This window comes from Paenibacillus sp. FSL F4-0236 (genome assembly GCF_038000135.1).
In the GTDB taxonomy this organism is placed as follows: domain Bacteria; phylum Bacillota; class Bacilli; order Paenibacillales; family Paenibacillaceae; genus Paenibacillus_AQ.
The window spans coordinates 3,937,177-3,956,704 of sequence record NZ_JBBOBK010000001.1 but is presented as its reverse complement, the minus strand read 5'-3'; the positions used below and the strand labels follow the sequence as shown (position 1 = coordinate 3,956,704).

The following is a 19,528-nucleotide window of genomic DNA, read 5'->3' as shown; positions in this document are numbered from 1 at the left end:
ATAAGGACGCCGAAGGCGTTTATGCTTCGATGTTTGTCAATGCTATTTAAATCCCAAAAAACTTTAGGAGGAATACACTCAAATGTTGAAACTAGAAAAATTCGATCTACCTACAGAAGGCGAACAAATCACGATTAAAGAAGGAAAACTACAAGTTCCGAATAATCCAATCATTCCTTTTATCGAGGGTGACGGCACAGGCCGTGATATTTGGAAAGCTTCCAAGCGCGTACTTGATGCAGCAGTAACTAAAGCTTATGGTGGCACTAAGCAAATCGCTTGGTACGAAGTATTTGCTGGCGAAAAAGCTTTCAATACATATGGTGAATGGTTGCCAAATGATACGTTGGAAGCAATCCGCGAATATTTTGTGGCGATCAAGGGACCACTTACTACTCCAATCGGAGGCGGTATTCGTTCATTGAATGTAGCTTTGCGTCAAGAATTGGATTTGTATGTATGTCTGCGTCCAGTTCGTTATTTCCAAGGTGTTCCTTCTCCTGTTAAACGTCCTGAGCTGGTGGATATGGTTATTTTCCGTGAGAATACAGAGGATATCTATGCAGGGATTGAATATCAAGAAGGCTCTGCTGAAGTGAAGAAAGTCATCGAATTCCTGCAAAAAGAAATGGGAGTTAACAAAATCCGTTTCCCTGAAACTTCTGGTATTGGTATCAAACCGGTATCCTCCGAAGGTTCGAAGCGCTTGGTGCGCGCTGCAATTGAATATGCGATCAAGCACGGACGTAAGAGCGTAACGCTTGTTCACAAAGGAAACATCATGAAGTTCACTGAAGGTGCCTTCAAAAACTGGGGTTATGAAGTAGCTGAGCAAGAGTTCGGAGATAAGGTCTTCACTTGGAGTCAATATGATGTGATTAAGGAACGTGACGGTGAGGCTGCCGCTAATGCTGCTCAGAAGGATGCTGAAACTGCTGGCAAAATCATTATCAAGGATGCAATTGCGGATATCGCGCTGCAACAAGTTCTGACTCGTCCAACTGATTTCGATGTTATTGCTACGTTGAACCTGAACGGGGATTACCTGTCCGACGCACTGGCTGCACAAATCGGCGGCATCGGCATCGCTCCTGGAGCGAACATTAACTACATTACTGGCCACGCCATCTTTGAAGCTACCCATGGTACAGCTCCTAAATATGCAGACAAAGACGTTGTGAATCCTGGTTCTGTTATTCTGTCCGGCGTAATGCTCTTGGAGCACTTGGGCTGGCAGGAAGCAGCGGACCTGATTTATAAAGGTATGGAAACTGCTATCAACAATAAGACCGTGACTTATGACTTTGCCCGTCTGATGGAAGGTGCAACTGAGCTGAAATGCTCCGCATTTGCAGACGAAATTATTAACCACCTATAGGTTAGATTAGCCTTAGCCAGATAACATTAGCCTTACCTTTATCATTTCTAGGAGGCGAATCTGTGGCGATCAAGCGTTATAAAATTACAGTGGTAGGTGCCGGTTTTACCGGCGCTACTACAGCTCTTATGTTAGCTCAAAAGGAACTTGGAGACGTTGTGCTGCTCGATATTCCACAAATGGAGAACCCAACCAAGGGTAAGGCACTTGACATGCAAGAAGCAGGTCCTGTGCAGAGATTCGACAGTCATATTATAGGAACCTCAAGTTATGAAGATGCTGTAGATTCTGATATTGTAATTATCACTGCAGGGATTGCCCGTAAACCAGGGATGAGCCGCGACGATCTTGTGAATATCAATGCAGGGATTGTAAAGTCGGTATGCGAGAACGTAAGAGATGTGGCACCGGAATCCATCGTAATTATTTTGAGTAATCCGGTAGATGCGATGACTTATGCTGCATTTGAAGCGTTAGGCTTTCCGAAAAACCGCGTAATTGGACAATCCGGTGTGCTGGATACAGCGCGTTACTGCACTTTTATTGCACAAGAGCTGAACGTATCCGTTGAAGATGTACGTGGTTTCGTAATAGGAGGACACGGCAATGATATGGTACCGCTCGTTCGTTATTCTAGTGTCGGAGGCATTCCGATCGATACATTGATTCCTACGGATCGTATTGAGGAGATTGTGAAGCGTACACGTGTGGGTGGCGGGGAAATCGTTGACCTTTTAGGAAATGGTAGTGCGTATTATGCTCCTGCAGCCTCTTTAGTTCAGATGACGGAAGCGATCTTGAAGGATAAGAAACGGATCATTCCGGTTATTGCCTTGCTTGAAGGCGAATATGGTTATGACAATCTGTTTCTGGGCGTTCCAGCTCTTCTTGGTGCGAATGGGATTGAGAAGATCTTTGAACTGGAGCTTACGGCTGAGGAGAAAGCGGCTTTAGATAAGTCCGCAGAGTCCGTACGTAGTGTAACAGCAATATTATCTGTGTAGATTGTGTCAGATGAAAGGGGAGGGTCCCGAAGGCCGTGAAATGGCTTAAGGGCGCTCTCTTTTTTTATATCAACAACTTCAAAGAATGGACACCTAAGTTGCTTTTCTTATTCTAATATTATGGGTATAATTATATGTAACTATTATCACAGTTAAATTGGAGGAGATATGATATGGATTGGAACGTTTTGTTTTTCTTACATATGATCGGGACGCTGGCACTAGGATTTTACCTTGTACTGCCTTTCATCATCGGTCGTGCAGAAAAATTGTCGCCTGCAGCAAAAGAAGGTACGTTAAGTGCAGTTACTGGATTTAACCGCTTTGCACAGTACGGTTTAGTGATTCAACTACTTACAGGTGGTTACATGATGACCAAAGGTGATTATTCTGTAGCATGGATGATCATTATCGTTGTATTGTTGCTAGCAATGTTTGCACTTGGTGGTATTATGAGCAAGCCTTTGCGTCTTGCTGCTGCTGGAATTCGTGAGAACCGTGATGTCAAAGCAGAAACAGGCAAATTGCGTACGCTTAGTGCGCTGCTGTCCGTGTCATTGCTGCTGATGGTATTCTTCATGGTATTTAACGATATTATTTAATCTGTAGCACTATGAGCCCGCTTCCGTAAAGGAGAGCGGGTTTTTTTGTGTTCAAAAAACTTCGGATTGTTTGATTCTCTCAGCCATGTGGTAAGTAACTTTTCATACAGCAATTTTAAAAAATGATAAAGCCGGCGTATAAACGTATACGCTTGAGCCATCCTAAGATGATCAGTTAACTATCAATTACTTAACGAGAGGAGCTAGGATTATGTCAAACGACAAGCAAGCTACGAAAACCTTACCCCCGCAAGAACAGCATCATCAACCAGGAATTGAGAGCGAAATGAAGCCGTTGCCGAAATATGAACCGGCTAATTATAAGGCGGCAGGTAAATTGCAGGGCAAGGCGGCACTTATTACTGGAGGAGACAGCGGGATCGGACGGGCAGTGGCTGTTCTTTTTGCAAAAGAAGGCGCCGATGTAGTTATTTCATATCTGAATGAACACTCTGATGCAGAGGAAACGAAACGCCAGGTGGAGCAGGAAGGTCGCAAATGCATTCTGATTCCAGGAGATATTGGTGTGGAAACCTTCTGTAAAGATCTCATTAAAAAGACGGTAGAGGGCCTCGGGAAACTGGATATTCTCATCAATAACGCGGCGGAGCAACATCCACAAGCTAAGATCGAGGATATTACGTCCGAGCAGCTAGAGCGTACATTCCGTACGAATATTTTTGCAATGTTTTATTTGACCAAAGCGGCTATGCCTCATCTAAAAGCAGGATCAGCTATCATTAATACGACTTCGATTACCGCTTATCGAGGTAGTCCACAATTACTGGACTATTCGTCAACGAAAGGAGCCATTCTGAGCTTCACGCGTTCCTTATCTACGAATCTGGCAGAGAAAGGCATTCGGGTAAATGGCGTTGCTCCGGGTCCAATTTGGACACCGCTTATTCCATCTACTTTTGATGCAAAACAGGTTAGTGAGTTCGGCGGTACGCAGCCTATGAAGCGACCGGGACAACCGGAGGAGCTGGCCCCAGCTTATGTATATCTAGCCTCCGACGATTCGAGTTATGTGACCGGACAAGTTATCCATGTAAATGGTGGCGAGGTCGTAAACGGGTAGACGCTCAGCCAACCAAACCTAGATACTTATTTAAAAAGCTCTAATTCAGGGTTAGCCGAATTAGAGCTTTTTGTATTGATCTTGGGATTTAGTTTCCAGCAGACAGCTCATCGAGCGACATTTCAAAGCTCGGAGCCATATGAGTGAGGAAATAATCTACTTCCTGTAAGCCGAGTCCGCGTAGCTTCGCACCTGTCTGCTCTTTCGCCGCTGCGAATTCACGGTTGCCCGCAGCAACCTCCCAGACACACTTTAGGTAAGCATCCAGTCGATCGGCTGCCTTAACGTAGCTGTGCAGGAGAACGTCCTCTGAATCGGGAGAACTGTCTTCTGGCTGCATGAGCTGCGTGTAAATGCCCTGAAGCTCGGGAGGAATCATACCGGTCAAGCGTTCCGCAGCAATTCTTTCCATTTCGCGGAAGCTGGTAAGTAGCCGAGGATTATTGTATTTCACTGGTGTGGCAATGTCACCCGTGAACACTTCGCTGGCATCATGGAACAGGGCCATAGTTGCTGCTCTTTCAGCGTTTAATGAACGTCCATAATGAATATTACCAATGGAACAGAGCATATGTGTGAGCAGAGCTACATGGAAAGAATGCTCGGCAACGTTCTCAGGTGCGGTGCTGCGCATTAGGCTCCAGCGCTGAATATATTGAAGCCGATATAAATAGGCGGAAAAATGGTAGTTCAATTTTAAAGTAACCCCTTTCATGAGCTGCTAGGTATGATATTATTATACTAATTGTATCAGACTTTTGATAATCTGGATCTGCTGAGAGGAGCTTGAATGAATATGCAGCATTTTGAAGACAGCATTTATAATCTAATTGTTGAAACGTCCACGAACTTGCCGGGTGATGTACGCCGGGCGGTCGCCAAGGGTCGCGCACTAGAGGACAGAGCTACCCGGTCAGGTCTTGCGTTAACTACGATTGCTCAAAATATCGGAATGGCTGAGCAGCAAGTATCACCGATCTGTCAGGATACGGGAATGCCTACATTTATCATTCACACACCTGTGGGAATCAATCAGATTGAGATGAAAAAAGATATTCACAACGCCATTGTACGGGCGACCAAGAATGGTAAGCTTCGTCCAAATTCTGTAGATTCATTGACAGGTGAGAACAGCGGAGATAATTTGGGAGCAGGTACACCGGTCATTCATTTTGAACAATGGGAAGAGGAAAAAATAGATGTCAGACTGATTCTGAAGGGTGGCGGCTGCGAGAATAAGAATATTCAATACAGCCTTCCAGCAGAATTAGAAGGATTGGGCAAGGCAGGCCGTGATCTGGACGGAATTCGTAAATGTATTTTACATGCTGTTTATCAGGCACAAGGGCAAGGCTGTAGCGCTGGTTTTATTGGTGTTGGTATCGGCGGCGACCGCACAACTGGCTATGAGCTGGCTAAGAAGCAGCTGTTCCGCAAAGTGGAGGATGTTAATCCAATAGAGGATCTCAGCAAGCTGGAAGACTATATCATGGAGAATGCCAATAAGTTGGGTATTGGAACGATGGGCTTTGGTGGGGAAGTTTCGCTGCTTGGTTGTAAGGTCGGCGTTATGAATCGTTTGCCAGCCAGCTTTTTCGTATCTGTTGCCTACAACTGTTGGGCTTTCCGTCGCCAAGGTGTGCTGGTTGATCCGTCAACAGGCAATATAGAGGACTGGTTGTACGAGAGCGGTACAGGGATTTCGGTTGATGATGGACGGGACCAGGCGTCGGAAACGGAAGTGGCGGATGCAGGTGAAGACAATGCAGCTACTGGATCTCGCGAAGTCCACCTGACCACACCGATTAGTGAAGAGGATATCCGTAGTTTACGAGTTGGGGATGTAGTGATTTTATCCGGCGAAATGCATACGGGCCGCGATGCACTTCATAAATATCTAATGGATCATGAGGCTCCGGTGGATTTGAACGGTGCAGTTATCTATCACTGTGGTCCTGTAATGATGAAGGACGAGGAAGGCTGGCATGTTAAAGCAGCGGGTCCGACTACTAGTATCCGAGAAGAGCCCTATCAAGGCGATATTATCAAAAAATTTGGAATTCGTGCCGTCATCGGAAAAGGTGGAATGGGTCCAAAAACGCTAAAAGCTCTTCAGGAGCACGGGGGCGTATATCTCAATGCGATTGGTGGCGCTGCACAGTATTATGCGGAATGCATCAAGAAGGTAAATGCTGTTGATTTTATGGAATTTGGCATTCCTGAAGCAATGTGGCATTTGGATGTGGATGGTTTCGCTGCTATTGTAACGATGGATGCCCATGGCAACAGTCTGCACGCAGATGTAGAGAAAGATTCCGCAGCAAAATTAACTCAGTTTAAAGAACCTGTATTTAAATAAGTCGGGTACAGTCCGGTGAAATAGTCATAAAGTGGGGACATCCGCTGCTATGGCTTTTTCTCCGGTTTTATCGAAAATATAAGAATTTATATGTTCCACGCTATAATCTATCCTTATATTCCTCGTGTAATCACTTAGCGTCTATATAGATAGGGACGCCGAAGGTGTTTATGCTTGTCTAAAGGAGGTTTACGAATGGTACCACATTATATTAGAAATGGTCTTCTTAACGTTACTCCGTATTTTATCGTGGCTGGTGCAGATCAATTGATTGATTTTGTTGTGAACTGTTTTGATGCAAGAATTAATGATATGCTGCGGAATGATGAAGGCAAGATTAGACATGCAGAACTTAGAATAGGAGATTCGATCATCGAGGTTTCCGAGGCTAATGAGAAATATTCACCAGTACAGCTCGCTATTCATCTATATGTAAGAAATGTGGATGAGACCTTTCGTAAGTGCTTGGATGCCGGGGCATCCATCATTGAAGAACCATTGGATAAGCCTTATGGAGAAAGAGGAGCGGGTATTAGAGATGCTCAGGGCAATCAGTGGTTTCTTGCAACCTGTATAGAATGAAATCATGATATTTTACAAAAGTAATACAAAGTAACAGTCCAGAGATAATCAACTTGGGCTGTTATTTTTATATAATCTATTATAGTAGGGATTTATGTCACGAAAATAGTAGCACTGGTTTTTTGATGAAAATGAAGTTAGGATAAAAGATACAATGAAAAAGGGAGAGGCACACTTCAGATGAAACCGTTTCGCGCTCGTCTTACGTTTATACTTATGGCCTTAATCGGTATTTCCATGATTGGCACTGGATTTACGATGGCTCATCTGTTTAAGAGCTCCCATATAGCTGCTCTCGAAGAGAACATGTCCCGGGAAATAAATCTACTCGCAGGCACATTGGAATTTGTAGATATGAACGCCACCAATGCCATTCCGTATTATACGGAGCAGGCAGAGCATGTTGCCGAGCTTCTAGATTCCCGGATTACTTTTATCAGTAAGTCAGGTGAAGTTTTAGGGGATTCAGAGAAAAATCCTCTGGAGATGGACAATCACGCCAATCGTGAAGAGGAGATTGTTGCGGCTAAAGAGGGGACTGGACGAGCCATTCGTTACAGCGAAACTTTAGATCGCGAGATGTTATATGTAGCTGAGCGGGTGACCTCAGATCATGGTTTTGACGGTTACATTCGGGTCTCGATGGGACTGGATGCAGTAACGGAAGGGCTTAACCGTGCTTGGATGATTATGGCTGGGGGGTTAGTTGTTTTGTTCCTGGCAGCAACTATTGTCAGCTACAAAGTGGCATCGAGCATGACTTCACCGCTTGAACAAATCACGAGAGTCGCGCGGCGTATTACAGATCTTGATTATGATGCAAGAGTCCATTTGAAGCGTAAAGATGAGGTCGGGCAGCTGGCGACAGCGATAAATGCCATGGCTGACAGTCTTCAAGCTCAGCTTAAGACTATTCGTGATAATGAGGATCTGCTGCAAAGCGTACTGGACAATATGACTGGCGGCATCATAATGATCAATGCGGACGAAGAAATTGCCCTGCTGAACCGAGCCTCAGAGCGGATGCTGGATGTTAGCAACAGTGAAATGGCGGGTCATTCGTACAAGGAGCTAAAGCGTCATTATGAGTTAACACGTCTGCTTGAAGAAGGGGTATCGAATAAAGAACCGCTCCATGAAGAACGAAGTATTTACAATCCGAGAGAGCGGATTGTACGTATGGACGCAGTACCTATGATCCAGGACGGGACGTATAGAGGCATGCTCTTCCTGCTGCAGGAAGTAACAGAGATTCGTCGCCTGGAGCGGATGCGAAGTGAATTTGTCGCTAACGTATCCCATGAATTGAAGACGCCGGTTGCCGCTGTTAAAGGATTTGCCGAGACCTTGCTGGGTGGTGGGGTTAAGGATGAGAAGACAGCCCGTTCCTTCTTGCAAATTATTTATGATGAGAACGAACGCTTAAATCGATTGATTGGAGATATTCTGGAATTATCTAAAATCGAATCTAAACGTGTGCAGCTCGATTGCTCACCTGTTCATATCATTGAATTCTTTGATTCCGTGCTGGGAACCATTAGCAAAGTGGCTGAGAAGAAAAGTATTAGTCTTAACGTAGAGGTTCCTGAGGAGCTGTTCATTGAGGCCGATGAAGATAAACTACGTCAAATTTTTATGAATTTGCTCTCCAATGCGATTAATTACACGCATGAAGGGGGTGGCGTAAAAGTCTATGTTAAGAATATACTGAAGCCAGATGGTTCTGAGAATGTCCAATTTACCGTTACCGATACAGGGATGGGAATTCCCAAAAAGGATCTGCCGCGCATTTTCGAACGTTTTTATCGAGTGGATAAAGCAAGATCAAGAAGTTCCGGTGGAACGGGGCTGGGACTGTCTATTGTGAAGCACTTGATAGATCTGCACCATGGTGTGATTTCGGTTAAAAGTGATCTGGGGATCGGAAGTTCATTTATTATTGAGTTGCCGCTCTTGCAGGAAGAAAAGGCGGATTAGATTTTTGTAAATTCACCTTATTGATTTTACACCAAGTTAACATTGTGGTGATATGATTGTTTTGTTGTTGCTTTGTAAAAATCAAACTATATGGAAGACGGGGGAACCTATGGCTCAACGATTGCTTGTCATTGAAGACGAACCGACACTGGCCCGGCTGCTGTCCTATAACTTAACGCAGGAAGGTTACGAGGTAACAGTAGAGGATCATGGTACGGCAGGATATGATCGTGCGACGAGGGAACCTTTTGACTTGATCGTATTAGATCTGATGTTGCCAGGTATGAATGGCATTGACATCCTTGATAAATTGCGTGGACAAGGTATCCGTACACCTATTATTGTGTTGACCGCCAAAAATGCGGAAGAAGATGTTGTTAGAGGGCTGAAATCAGGTGCTGATGATTATATAACCAAACCATTCGGCGTCTCTGAACTGCTCGCTAGAGTAAGTGCTGTACTTCGGAGGATTTCTGGACTTGCTGAGGAAGCACCTACAGAAACACCTATCTCTGCATCTACCATTATCTTAGGTCAATTAGAGATTTACCCTGAGAGATATGAAGTCTCCCTCGGTGGTCATAGTATTAATTTACGGCCTAAAGAGTTCGAAGTGCTATTATATTTGGCTCGTAAGCCAGGGGTTGTGTTGACGAGAGATGATCTCATGAATGCTGTATGGGGCTTTGATTATATTGGTGGGCAGCGTACGGTGGACGTGCATGTAAGTTCACTTCGTAAAAAGCTTGAACTGGATCCAGAATCCGTTCATATCGATTCGATTCGAGGCGTAGGCTATAAATTAGTGGTTAATAAAAAAAGAGCTCCGGTCATTTAGAGTGACTGGAGTTCTATTTTTTCTATACTTTTCATAAATAAGAAATGCTCGGAGTACTAGTTGGCTTCTGGGGAAATACTGTGATGTGGACCCATTCATCTTACTGATTTTACATTGCGTTAACATTTCTCTCCAACTGTATTTACACTAAAAGCTTATCATGGAGATCGAAGATGATGAGAAGGAGACGTAAACACTAATGAAATCCATCATTGACATAGAGAATCTTGATCTCTACTATGAGTCGTTCCACGCACTGAAGAATGTGAATCTGCAAATCCCGGAGAAACAGGTTACCGCTTTTATTGGACCTTCCGGTTGCGGGAAATCCACGTTGCTTCGCACATTGAATCGTATGAATGATATGATTCCTGGCACACGTATAGAAGGAACTGTAAACATCGGTGGCAAAAATATTTATAGTGATGAGGTAGAGGTGGAAAGCCTGCGTAAGCAGGTCGGTATGGTGTTTCAACAGCCGAATCCTTTTCCTAAGTCGATTTACGACAATGTAGCTTACGGTCCCCGTTTACACGGCATCCGTTCCAAAAGTGAACTGGATGAGATCGTAGAAAAAAGCTTGCGTCACTCCGCCCTATGGGAGGAAGTGAAAGATTTTCTGAAGAAATCTGCCCTTAGCTTGTCTGGTGGACAGCAGCAGCGGCTTTGTATTGCTAGAGCGTTAGCAGTACAGCCTGATATTCTGCTAATGGATGAGGCAACCTCTGCGCTCGATCCTGTATCCACTCTCAAGATAGAAGAGCTTGTTCAGGAATTAAGAAGTGAGTATACCATTGTTATGGTAACTCATAACATGCATCAGGCCGCACGTGTATCCGGTCGAACCGTGTTTTTCTTAAATGGTGTAATTGTAGAGGCGGCGGACACAGAGGTGCTTTTCTCGAACCCTAAAGATTCCCGCACTGAAGATTATATTTCCGGACGTTTCGGCTGATCAGATTTAAAAGGGTGTTCGTCCCTGGAAATGGCAAGCTGACCATACGTTAATGAGGAGGATCGCTCTTATTATGATTCGCAGAAAAGAATTTGATAAAGACTTGGAAGAGCTGCGCAGTCTGCTGCAGCAGATGGGTGAGCATGTTAAGGATGCTCTTGAAGGTGCAATTAATGCATTACAAAATCTAGATACAACGCTCGCACAGGAAGTCGTTGAAGCGGATTTACAGCTGAATGCCATGGAAGATAAAATCATGGAAATTGGCTCACGCTTAATTATTACGCAGCAGCCCGTAGCTAAGGATTTGCGCCGCATTATCGTTGCCTTCAAAATATCAAGCGATTTGGAACGCATGGGGGATCTGGCGATTGATGTAGCTAAAGCGACCATGCGTCTTCAAGGCCAACAGCTGATTAAGCCCCTTGTAGACATTCCTCGTATGGCTGAAATCGTGACAATTATGATCGATGAGGCGATCCAGTCTTACCTGGATGAGAACACTGATCTGGCTTATAAAATGGCACAGGATGATGATCAGGTCGATCAATTGTATGGTGCGATGATCAATGAGTTGTATTCTTATATGGTAACAAAGCCGGAGACAGTATCCCAAGCTATGTTATTGACACTGGTAGGCCGTTATATCGAACGGATTGGCGATCACGCTACTAACATTGGTGAAAGCGTAGTTTACCTGGTTACCGGTAGTCGTCCAGATTTGAATGAGTAGTGTTTTGCAAAAGATGTTCAGTGGCTGGTAATTACAGAGAGTGTTTGGACTTTCGGCCGCTGTTGTCTCCAGATTTATTTTATTTTAACCACCTTTAGTGGTGTAAATCCAGAGACAAAGGCGGGCGCTCTGCTCCTACAGTTCCAAACCTCTCCTCCATTACTTGCACCTTCACATCTTTTGTTTATTTTTAGGTAAATTGAGTAGCCGTCCTTATATTAGGACGGCTACTTGTTGTATAGCCGTTTCTACTTGGACAGGCCATATGTTAAGATGTAAGAAGTAAGCATGAAAAAGGCGAGGTGCACTATGGACAAGTTGATACTTATAGATGGAAATAATATTATTTACCGCGCATTTTTCGCGATGCCCCCGCTAACGAATACAGCAGGGCAACAGACGAACGCGGTGTACGGTTTCACAACGATGCTGCTCCGTTTAATTGAAGAACACAAGCCGACACATATGATTGTTGCCTTCGATGCAGGAAAAGTCACATTTCGGCATGAAGGTTATGAGGATTATAAAGGCGGTCGGCAAAAGACACCTCCCGAGCTCTCCCAGCAGTTTCCACTGCTGAAGGATTTGCTCAGAAATCTGGGTGTACCGCAGTTTGAAATTGGCAATTATGAGGCCGATGATATTATTGGAACCATTTCTCGCCAAGCAGATGAAGCAGGCCGGCAGGTTATGATCGTGTCGGGAGACAAGGATATGCTTCAATTGGCTTCCGAACATACGACCGTTGCGTTGATCCGCAAAGGAGTTACTGAGGTTGAGCTTTATGGACCAGAACAAATTCGTGAGAAATATGATTTAACACCCGAGCAGATCATCGACCTTAAGGGACTGATGGGTGATGCGAGTGATAACATTCCGGGCGTTCCGGGTGTTGGTGAGAAAACAGCGCTCAAGCTGTTGCATCAATTTGGATCGGTAGAAGGTGTATTAGCAGGCACCGGTGAGCTTAAAGGTAAAATGAAAGAAAAACTGGAAGCACACGCGGAAGACGCTGTCATGAGTAAGAAACTGGCAACCATCTATCGTGAAGTGCCTCTTGAACATTCGTGGGAAGATATGATCTTTAACGGAATTTCTGCGGATACAGCAGGACCCGCACTCGCAAAATTAGAATTCAAATCACTTCTGGAAAGGTTGTCACTTAGTGCCTATGCTCCAGTAGCTGATGGAGAAGAGGGTGCAGCAGAAGTAGAAGCTGCTACACTCGATATTTCGATCGTGAGTGAAGATGAACTTGAGGCGCTAAATGAAGCGCTCCCTAGTATTTCGGCACTGCATGTAGAATCCAATGGGGATAATCCGCATCGTGCCGAGGTGATCGGGGTAGGGCTATCTACTCTGGAGCGACATTATTATGTGCCGTTTGAATTACTACAGAAACCAGCGGCTGCGAAGCTACGCGACTGGCTAGGAGATGAGAAGGCTCCGAAGAGCGGATATGATCTTCACCGTGCTGATTTGGCACTGCATTGGCAGGGGATTGCTTTTGCAGGTGCAGCCCATGATGTGCAGCTGGCGGCTTATTTGCTGGATCCGACGGAAGCTAATCAGAACCTAAACGATCTCGCTACGAAATACGGTTTGCCAAGATTGTCACCTGATGAAGATGTATTTGGTAAGGGCGCCAAATATAAAATTCCTGAGCTTGAAATCTTAGGAAATCATGTCGCACGTAAGAGTGCTGCGGTACTTGGCATCGCCCAGAAACAACAGCAGGAATTGATTGAAACGGCGATGACCGGACTGTTCGAGGATCTCGAAATGCCATTATCACGTATTCTTGCGGATATGGAGAAACAGGGGATTGCAGTCAATGAAGGAGATCTTAAAGAGTTAGGAAAAGAATTCGAAGCTCAGATTTCAAAGCTGGTCACCGAAATTTATGAAATTTGTGGCACAGAGTTTAATTTGAATTCACCAAAGCAGTTGGGCGAGATCTTATTTGTAAAACTGGGTCTTCCTGTCGTCAAGAAGACGAAGACCGGATATTCAACAGACGCAGAGGTGCTGGAAAAGTTAGCACCGTATCACGATGTGGTACGTTTGATTCTACAATATCGCACGATTGCCAAATTGCAATCCACCTATGTAGAGGGGCTGCTCAAGGAAATTTCCCCGAAAACAGGGAAGGTGCATACATTCTATCGGCAGACGATTGCTGCGACAGGACGTCTTAGCAGCCAATTTCCGAACCTGCAGAACATTCCAATCCGCTTAGAAGAAGGACGTAAAATCCGTAAAGTGTTTGTTCCATCCGAACCGGGCTGGTCCATTCTGGCGGCGGATTATTCGCAGATTGAACTACGGGTACTTGCGCACATCTCCGGTGATGAGCGGATGAAGGAAGCTTTTCTCCATGATATGGATATTCACACGAAGACAGCGATGGATGTATTTGGAGTTACCGCCGATCAGGTTGATAGCAATATGCGTCGTGCTGCTAAAGCCGTTAACTTTGGTATCGTGTACGGAATCAGTGATTATGGTCTGTCGCAGAACTTGAATATTCCTCGCAAAGAAGCCGCTCAATTTATTGAGCAGTATTTCGAGGTATACCAAGGTGTACGTCGATATATGGATGATATCGTAGTTGATGCAAGGAAACATGGTTATGTAACCACGCTGCTGGAACGCCGTCGTTACTTGCCTGAGATTAATGCGAAGAACTTTAATTTACGTTCTTTTGCGGAACGTACAGCAATGAATACACCTATACAAGGAACTGCCGCTGATATTATTAAGCTGGCGATGGTGCATATGGACAAGGCGCTATTTGAGCGTGGGCTAAAGAGCCGTATGTTGCTTCAGGTACACGATGAGCTTGTATTCGAGGTGCCAGAGGATGAAATGGAGCTCATGAAGACGCTTTTGCCGGAAGTAATGGGTGGAGCATTGCAGTTATCGGTGCCGCTTAAAGCAGAGGTAAGTTTTGGTAGCAACTGGTACGAAGCGAAATAGGCTCCCTTTAAGGTGTGCATATCAGCTATAATGTAGTTGAGGTGAAGACATCATGCCGGAATTACCGGAAGTAGAGACAGTCAAGAGAACACTGAATGATTTAGTTAATGGAAAGCAGATAGAGAGTGTAACCGTCCGGTTGGCCCGGATTATTCAGCGGCCGGATGATATTCAGGCTTTTGCCAACCTGCTCGCAGGTCATAGCATTGTTAATGTTGAACGAAGAGGGAAATTTTTGCGCATCGTGTTAGACGGTTTGGTGCTGGTATCTCATTTACGGATGGAGGGCCGTTACGGACTTTTTTCGAACGAAGATCCACTGGACAAGCATACGCATGTGATATTCCATTTTACCGATGGCACTGAGCTGCGTTACACGGATGTTCGTCAGTTTGGTACAATGCATCTTTTTCAGATTGGTGAAGACCTCCAGCTGCCTCCTCTTAATAAACTAGGACAGGAGCCGCTGGAGCCATCCTTTACGCCGGAGAGGTTTAAGCAGATTGTATCAGGCAAAAGCACAAAAATTAAATCACTGCTGCTGAATCAGGAATATATCGTCGGCATAGGTAATATTTATGTAGATGAGTCGTTACATCGTGCAGGGATACATCCTGAAGTCAGCGCCAAAGATCTTTCGGATGAGCAACTTGATCAGCTACATCACGCTATTGTCAGTACGCTAACGGAAGCGGTAAACGCTGGTGGTTCGTCTGTAAAATCATATGTGAATGGTCAAGGTGAGAGCGGCACTTATCAGCAACAGCTGTTGATTTACGGTCGTAAAGATCAGCCGTGTAACCACTGTGGAACGATGATTGAGAAAACGGTTGTAGGTGGCCGCGGCACGCATTATTGTCCAAGCTGTCAGCGTAAGGTTGAAAACTGAAGAAGTAATTAGGTTGGCACCCACTACTTGTCCCGCCCATATACTGTGTGAAGAATGCTTAATAGAGAACGGAAGCTGAATGAAGTGTATTCTTCAGTGTTCCGGTTCTTCACAGGAGGGATTGCGGGTGCTCAGCCCATTTTTTTCACTAATATTACTAGCTTTTGCTTTGAGTTTGGATGGTTTTGGCGTTGGTATTACATATGGACTGCGTAAAATGAAAATACCATTGCTCTCCATTCTGATTATCTCGCTTTGTTCGGGGGTAGTTATCTGTGTATCTATGCAAGTGGGTGTTCTGCTTGCCAAGGTAGTGTCTCCACATGCAGCTTCTGAGGTTGGCGCTGTTATACTCGTGCTAATGGGGTGCTGGTCGCTCGTCCAGATGTTAATGCAGAAAGAGAAGGAACAGACAGGTGAGCGTAAAGTAGGTAGTGAAGAAAATGTGCTATCCACAGAAGCTCGGGCAGAGGTAGCTGTTGATACTGAAGATGTTGTAGAACAGGTTACCATGGCTCCTGAGCAGGCAAAGTCGGCTGTCTTTTCCCTTGAGTTACGACGATTGGGGATTGTTGTACAGATCTTACGTACTCCGTCTTCTGCAGATATGGATGATTCCGGGAGTATTTCTTCGATGGAGGCTATGCTGCTCGGGATTGCCCTCTCTCTAGATGCTTTTGGAGCTGGACTTGGCGCAGCATTGCTGGGGTTCAATCCGATATGGACATCACTTACAATTGCTCTGTTTAGTGGTACATTTCTATTGCTGGGCATGAAGACTGGATTAAGATTCGCCGGGAACTACTGGATGAAGCATGCTGCTGCACTACCCGCGTTATTATTAATTACAATGGGAATACTGAAGCTATTATGAGGTGAGTACATGATTATTGGCTTAACCGGAGGCATTGCATCCGGAAAAAGCACGGTGTCCGCACTGCTTGTGAGCAAGGGAGCGAGGCTGGTTGACGCGGATGTGATCGCCAGAGAAGTTATGCTCCCCGGTCATGAGGTGCTGGCTGCGGCTGTGAAACAATTCGGAAGCGAGATCCTCTCTTCGGATGGCACACTGAATAGGGGCAAGCTGGGGGACATTGTATTTCAAGACCCGGCGGCCCTGCAAGCCCTGAACAATCTGACGCATCCCGCAATCCGGCGTGAGATTAAAGAACGTATGAACAGCATGGAGGAAGAAGATCCAAAGAAGTTAACAATTGTGGATATCCCTCTTCTTTTCGAATCAGGACTCGAGAACATGTTCCATGAAATACTGGTGGTCTACGTGCCTCGTGAAGTGCAAATCGCTCGATTAATGGAACGTAACGGACTTTCTATAGAACAAGCAGAAGCACGCTTAAATGCACAGATGGATATTGAAGCGAAGCGTAACAAAGCGGACTATATCATTGACAACAGTGGCGAACTTGCGCACACTGAGCAACAGGTTGCTGTTCTTTGGGACAGGCTGGGCTTATCATGAAATGGTTACGTAAAAAAAGAGTCCTTCTTCTGTTATTCATTGGTTTTACTGCGATATTGTTTCTGAGTACGAACTGGATGTCCTGGTTTTATCCGATCCATTATAAAGATGAGATCCGTAAGCACAGCGTTACGTACGATATTGACCCATTTCTAGTGGCTTCGATTATCCGAGTGGAAACGAACTTCAAAACTGGACGAGAATCCAGAAAAGGTGCTATAGGTTTAATGCAGCTTATGCCGGATACCGCCAAATGGGCCCTTGAAAAGGCCAAGCTTCCTGATGTTTCTATGGAGGAACTAAAGCATGAACCATCAGCAAATATTGAATTAGGTACCTGGTATCTTTCAACATTATCCCGTCAATTCGAAGGTAAACCTACAGCGGTTATCGCTGCATATAATGCTGGACCGGGTAAAGTTCAAAAATGGCTGGATGAGGGGATCTGGGATGGAACGGATGCTACGATTAAGGATATTCCGTTTGGTGAAACCCGCCATTATGTACAGCGCGTCAACTATTACTATGATCAGTACACGGATATTTACAACGAATTCTAAAACCGTGTTATGTATAAAAAGAAGCATTAAACGATCTTGCGATCGTTTAATACTTCTTCAGTAAGCTTATGTGGACAGGTTATTTGTATTGACCTGCCAATTGTTGTTCTGCCAGGGTTACAAGACGTTTAGTGATGTAACCACCGATCGAACCATTTTCATAAGAAGTTTTATTGCCTTGGTAACCATCTGGGGAAAGCGTGATTCCGAGTTCTTGGGCAACTTCATATTTAAGTTGTTCCAAAGCACCACGGGAATTTGGAGCTACAAGGTTATTGGAGCTGTTGTTTTGGCTCATTGCTGTTCACCTCCTCTGTTGGTAACTGTATTATGTGCCGGACTTGCCATAATCATTACAATAAAAAAACGGTGATTTCTGGAAAAAATGAAATAGCCCTTTAAAAGCCGGATGTTTAACATACCGGGACTAAAAACATTATGTAATAGGAAGTGATGAAGCTTATGAAATGCCCTTACTGCGATCACACAAATACTAAAGTGCTCGACTCGCGACCAGCGAATGAGAATAAGTCCATCCGCCGCAGGCGTGAATGTGAGCGTTGCAGCAAACGGTTTACAACCTTTGAAATGATCGAGGAAACACCGTTAATCGTGATCAAAAAAGACGGCAGCCGCGAGGAGTTCAGCCGTGATAAAATACTGCGTGGTCTTATCCGTGCTTGCGAGAAACGCCCCGTCTCTGTAGAACGTCTAGAGAAGATCGTCTCTGAGGTAGAGAAATCCCTACGCGGTATCGCCGTAGCTGAGGTGGAGAGCCAACAGATCGGTGAGTTGGTTATGGAGCAGCTCTATCCAGTAGATGAAGTCGCCTACGTTCGCTTTGCTTCCGTATACCGCCAGTTTAAGGACATTAACATGTTTATGAAGGAACTGAAGGGTCTGCTATCTAAGAGCACTGGGGATCTGGACAGATTGTAGAGTTGTGGCTAGTCTAATGACTAAAAAAAGTGTTGACAGCGAAGGCGATTTTTTATATTATATAGGAGTCGCCTACGGCGCTTGGATTTGTCAGAATGACTTAAATACACCGAACTGAATTTTAGAATGTGTGATTACATACATCTGAAAATTACGTTTGGGGCCATAGCTCAGCTGGGAGAGCGCATCGCTGGCAGCGATGAGGTCAGGGGTTCGATCCCCCTTGGCTCCACCAAACTTCATATGGACTCTTAGCTCAGTTGGTAGAGCAGTAGACTCTTAATCTATTTGTCCAGGGTTCGAGCCCCTGAGAGTCCATCCTAAAGAAACGGCAGAAATGCCGTTTTTTTTGTTGTTCAGGAAGCGGAGTGACGATTTATTTGGTTTTGATCGTGGTATAGTTTGGGTAGATAAATCGTACAATGCAAAGAGAGCCGTGCGGAAACACGGCTCCCAGTGCAATAGCCGCTTTTAAGGGCGGCGGCTTTCAGGTATTACGGGCAGAAATAGACCGCATCCTTTGGACTAGGGCGGTCTATTTCTTTTTGAGGTAATTCAGAAGCTCAATGCTAAAAAGGTAGAACAAGTTGAAATGCAGGCTCTCCAGACCTATATTCCTGTTTGGCGCGAGGTATTTAAGAAAGCTTCTACTGCTAAAAAGAAAATGATGCTTAGTACGATCATTGAGTGTGTTAGGGTTTACCGAGATTCAGTAGAACTGACGTTAAAATTGAACATTAGCTCGTTTTTAGCGACTTCAAGTGTAAGTAGTCTAAAAGGTAATGATTATGATTTGAAGGCTGGCAACCAAGTGCATGGCATTCATTATGGAAATCAGTTTTCAGGCATTTTCCAGCCTAATTCATCATCCCACACGGCATCGATATCATCCAGGTGAACATGCCATTCACCACCGTCTACTTTTCTACGTATCTCGGTCAAACATTTCAACCAATGAAATAAATCGTTCAGCAAATCTTCAATCTGATCCGTCATGGACAGCTTGGTAGCGCCAGCGAAGATCTCCGTTGATCTGGACGAATCGAATTTGTACACTGTGAAAGACTCCGCCCGGTCTTTCCCTTCAAAATCCTGATCATAACGTTGGACAATGGCTGTGATAGCTTGTTGTTCGCTTTCTGTTAGGACGTATTCCCTCGTGCATGTGTAAT

General features: G+C 44.8%; 19 protein-coding genes and 2 tRNA genes. 18 read left to right on the top strand and 3 right to left on the bottom strand.

What is annotated here, in order from left to right:
• Nucleotides 1-82: 82 nt before the first annotated feature.
• From icd to NSQ29_RS17865, 4 genes are all read left to right on the top strand, one after another.
• Entirely contained in the window at nt 83-1,378 is a 1,296-nt protein-coding gene (gene icd / locus NSQ29_RS17880) for an NADP-dependent isocitrate dehydrogenase (RefSeq protein WP_341125740.1), read from the top strand.
• 62 nt (nt 1,379-1,440) lie between these two features.
• On the top strand, nt 1,441-2,382 hold the full coding sequence (mdh, locus tag NSQ29_RS17875; protein ID WP_042186530.1) for a malate dehydrogenase: 942 nt from the start codon (nt 1,441-1,443) through the stop codon (nt 2,380-2,382).
• 173 nt (nt 2,383-2,555) lie between these two features.
• Complete coding sequence (locus NSQ29_RS17870) at nt 2,556-2,984, top strand: hypothetical protein (RefSeq protein ID WP_042125989.1); 429 nt, start codon at nt 2,556-2,558, stop codon at nt 2,982-2,984.
• A 211-nt stretch (nt 2,985-3,195) separates the two neighbouring features.
• Complete coding sequence (locus NSQ29_RS17865; protein WP_339269975.1) at nt 3,196-4,065, top strand: SDR family oxidoreductase; 870 nt, start codon at nt 3,196-3,198, stop codon at nt 4,063-4,065.
• Nucleotides 4,066-4,153: 88 nt separating this feature from the next.
• On the opposite strand, the gene yfbR is transcribed toward NSQ29_RS17865, so the two are convergent.
• Nucleotides 4,154-4,759: a 5'-deoxynucleotidase gene (gene yfbR / locus NSQ29_RS17860; protein ID WP_143764010.1), complete on the bottom strand. Its 606-nt coding sequence runs from the start codon at nt 4,757-4,759 to the stop codon at nt 4,154-4,156.
• Between the two features lie 102 nt (nt 4,760-4,861).
• Here yfbR and NSQ29_RS17855 point away from each other — a divergent pair, with 102 nt between their 5' ends.
• The 11 genes from NSQ29_RS17855 to NSQ29_RS17805 all read left to right on the top strand — a co-directional run bounded on the left by NSQ29_RS17855 (nt 4,862) and on the right by NSQ29_RS17805 (nt 17,417).
• Complete coding sequence (locus NSQ29_RS17855; RefSeq protein WP_042193545.1) at nt 4,862-6,424, top strand: fumarate hydratase; 1,563 nt, start codon at nt 4,862-4,864, stop codon at nt 6,422-6,424.
• Between the two features lie 195 nt (nt 6,425-6,619).
• On the top strand, nt 6,620-7,006 hold the full coding sequence (locus NSQ29_RS17850; protein ID WP_339269977.1) for a VOC family protein: 387 nt from the start codon (nt 6,620-6,622) through the stop codon (nt 7,004-7,006).
• Nucleotides 7,007-7,186: 180 nt separating this feature from the next.
• Entirely contained in the window at nt 7,187-8,983 is a 1,797-nt protein-coding gene (gene pnpS / locus NSQ29_RS17845) for a two-component system histidine kinase PnpS (protein WP_341125739.1), read from the top strand.
• A 109-nt stretch (nt 8,984-9,092) separates the two neighbouring features.
• Entirely contained in the window at nt 9,093-9,821 is a 729-nt protein-coding gene (locus tag NSQ29_RS17840) for a response regulator transcription factor (RefSeq protein WP_042125998.1), read from the top strand.
• A gap of 199 nt (nt 9,822-10,020) precedes the next feature.
• Entirely contained in the window at nt 10,021-10,776 is a 756-nt protein-coding gene (gene pstB, locus NSQ29_RS17835) for a phosphate ABC transporter ATP-binding protein PstB (RefSeq protein WP_042186541.1), read from the top strand.
• 73 nt (nt 10,777-10,849) lie between these two features.
• The gene (phoU, locus tag NSQ29_RS17830; protein ID WP_042186547.1) at nt 10,850-11,509 is read left to right on the top strand and encodes a phosphate signaling complex protein PhoU; all 660 of its coding nucleotides are present in this window, start codon (nt 10,850-10,852) and stop codon (nt 11,507-11,509) included.
• 309 nt (nt 11,510-11,818) lie between these two features.
• Complete coding sequence (gene polA / locus NSQ29_RS17825) at nt 11,819-14,488, top strand: DNA polymerase I (RefSeq protein WP_341125738.1); 2,670 nt, start codon at nt 11,819-11,821, stop codon at nt 14,486-14,488.
• A gap of 52 nt (nt 14,489-14,540) precedes the next feature.
• The gene (gene mutM, locus NSQ29_RS17820; protein WP_042186551.1) at nt 14,541-15,377 is read left to right on the top strand and encodes a DNA-formamidopyrimidine glycosylase; all 837 of its coding nucleotides are present in this window, start codon (nt 14,541-14,543) and stop codon (nt 15,375-15,377) included.
• 127 nt (nt 15,378-15,504) lie between these two features.
• Nucleotides 15,505-16,251 carry an MntP/YtaF family protein gene (locus tag NSQ29_RS17815; protein ID WP_076283314.1) on the top strand — a complete coding sequence of 249 codons (747 nt, stop codon included), beginning with the start codon at nt 15,505-15,507 and terminating at the stop codon, nt 16,249-16,251.
• Nucleotides 16,252-16,260: 9 nt separating this feature from the next.
• Entirely contained in the window at nt 16,261-16,857 is a 597-nt protein-coding gene (gene coaE, locus NSQ29_RS17810) for a dephospho-CoA kinase (RefSeq protein ID WP_076300911.1), read from the top strand.
• Complete coding sequence (locus NSQ29_RS17805) at nt 16,854-17,417, top strand: lytic transglycosylase domain-containing protein (RefSeq protein WP_042186562.1); 564 nt, start codon at nt 16,854-16,856, stop codon at nt 17,415-17,417. The genes coaE and NSQ29_RS17805 overlap by 4 nt, the downstream gene beginning before the upstream one ends.
• A gap of 79 nt (nt 17,418-17,496) precedes the next feature.
• Here NSQ29_RS17805 and NSQ29_RS17800 read toward each other — a convergent pair whose 3' ends face one another.
• The gene (locus tag NSQ29_RS17800) at nt 17,497-17,715 is read right to left on the bottom strand and encodes an alpha/beta-type small acid-soluble spore protein (protein ID WP_042126012.1); all 219 of its coding nucleotides are present in this window, start codon (nt 17,713-17,715) and stop codon (nt 17,497-17,499) included.
• Nucleotides 17,716-17,879: 164 nt separating this feature from the next.
• On the opposite strand from NSQ29_RS17800, the gene nrdR reads away from it, so the two are divergent.
• From nrdR to NSQ29_RS17785, 3 genes are all read left to right on the top strand, one after another.
• Nucleotides 17,880-18,356: a transcriptional regulator NrdR gene (gene nrdR / locus NSQ29_RS17795; protein WP_042126015.1), complete on the top strand. Its 477-nt coding sequence runs from the start codon at nt 17,880-17,882 to the stop codon at nt 18,354-18,356.
• Nucleotides 18,357-18,515: 159 nt separating this feature from the next.
• Nucleotides 18,516-18,591, top strand: a tRNA-Ala gene (locus NSQ29_RS17790).
• 10 nt (nt 18,592-18,601) lie between these two features.
• Nucleotides 18,602-18,674, top strand: a tRNA-Lys gene (locus tag NSQ29_RS17785).
• A gap of 516 nt (nt 18,675-19,190) precedes the next feature.
• Here the strand turns inward: NSQ29_RS17785 and NSQ29_RS17780 are convergent.
• Nucleotides 19,191-19,412, bottom strand: coding sequence for a hypothetical protein (locus NSQ29_RS17780; RefSeq protein ID WP_231573411.1), 222 nt, complete (start codon nt 19,410-19,412; stop codon nt 19,191-19,193).
• Nucleotides 19,413-19,528: the final 116 nt, after the last annotated feature.

Excerpts from the sequence above, each read along its gene's own strand:
- pstB (WP_042186541.1), top strand. The coding sequence starts at position 10,021 with ATGAAATCCATCATTGACATAGAGAATCTTGATCTCTACTATGAGTCG.
- mutM (WP_042186551.1), top strand. The coding sequence starts at position 14,541 with ATGCCGGAATTACCGGAAGTAGAGACAGTCAAGAGAACACTGAATGAT.
- NSQ29_RS17850 (WP_339269977.1), top strand. The coding sequence starts at position 6,620 with ATGGTACCACATTATATTAGAAATGGTCTTCTTAACGTTACTCCGTAT.
- coaE (WP_076300911.1), top strand. The coding sequence starts at position 16,261 with ATGATTATTGGCTTAACCGGAGGCATTGCATCCGGAAAAAGCACGGTG.
- icd (WP_341125740.1), top strand. The coding sequence starts at position 83 with ATGTTGAAACTAGAAAAATTCGATCTACCTACAGAAGGCGAACAAATC.
- NSQ29_RS17840 (WP_042125998.1), top strand. The coding sequence starts at position 9,093 with ATGGCTCAACGATTGCTTGTCATTGAAGACGAACCGACACTGGCCCGG.
- pnpS (WP_341125739.1), top strand. The coding sequence starts at position 7,187 with ATGAAACCGTTTCGCGCTCGTCTTACGTTTATACTTATGGCCTTAATC.
- NSQ29_RS17800 (WP_042126012.1), bottom strand. The coding sequence starts at position 17,715 with ATGAGCCAAAACAACAGCTCCAATAACCTTGTAGCTCCAAATTCCCGT.
- polA (WP_341125738.1), top strand. The coding sequence starts at position 11,819 with ATGGACAAGTTGATACTTATAGATGGAAATAATATTATTTACCGCGCA.
- NSQ29_RS17870 (WP_042125989.1), top strand. The coding sequence starts at position 2,556 with ATGGATTGGAACGTTTTGTTTTTCTTACATATGATCGGGACGCTGGCA.
- NSQ29_RS17865 (WP_339269975.1), top strand. The coding sequence starts at position 3,196 with ATGTCAAACGACAAGCAAGCTACGAAAACCTTACCCCCGCAAGAACAG.
- NSQ29_RS17805 (WP_042186562.1), top strand. The coding sequence starts at position 16,854 with ATGAAATGGTTACGTAAAAAAAGAGTCCTTCTTCTGTTATTCATTGGT.
- nrdR (WP_042126015.1), top strand. The coding sequence starts at position 17,880 with ATGAAATGCCCTTACTGCGATCACACAAATACTAAAGTGCTCGACTCG.
- NSQ29_RS17855 (WP_042193545.1), top strand. The coding sequence starts at position 4,862 with ATGCAGCATTTTGAAGACAGCATTTATAATCTAATTGTTGAAACGTCC.
- phoU (WP_042186547.1), top strand. The coding sequence starts at position 10,850 with ATGATTCGCAGAAAAGAATTTGATAAAGACTTGGAAGAGCTGCGCAGT.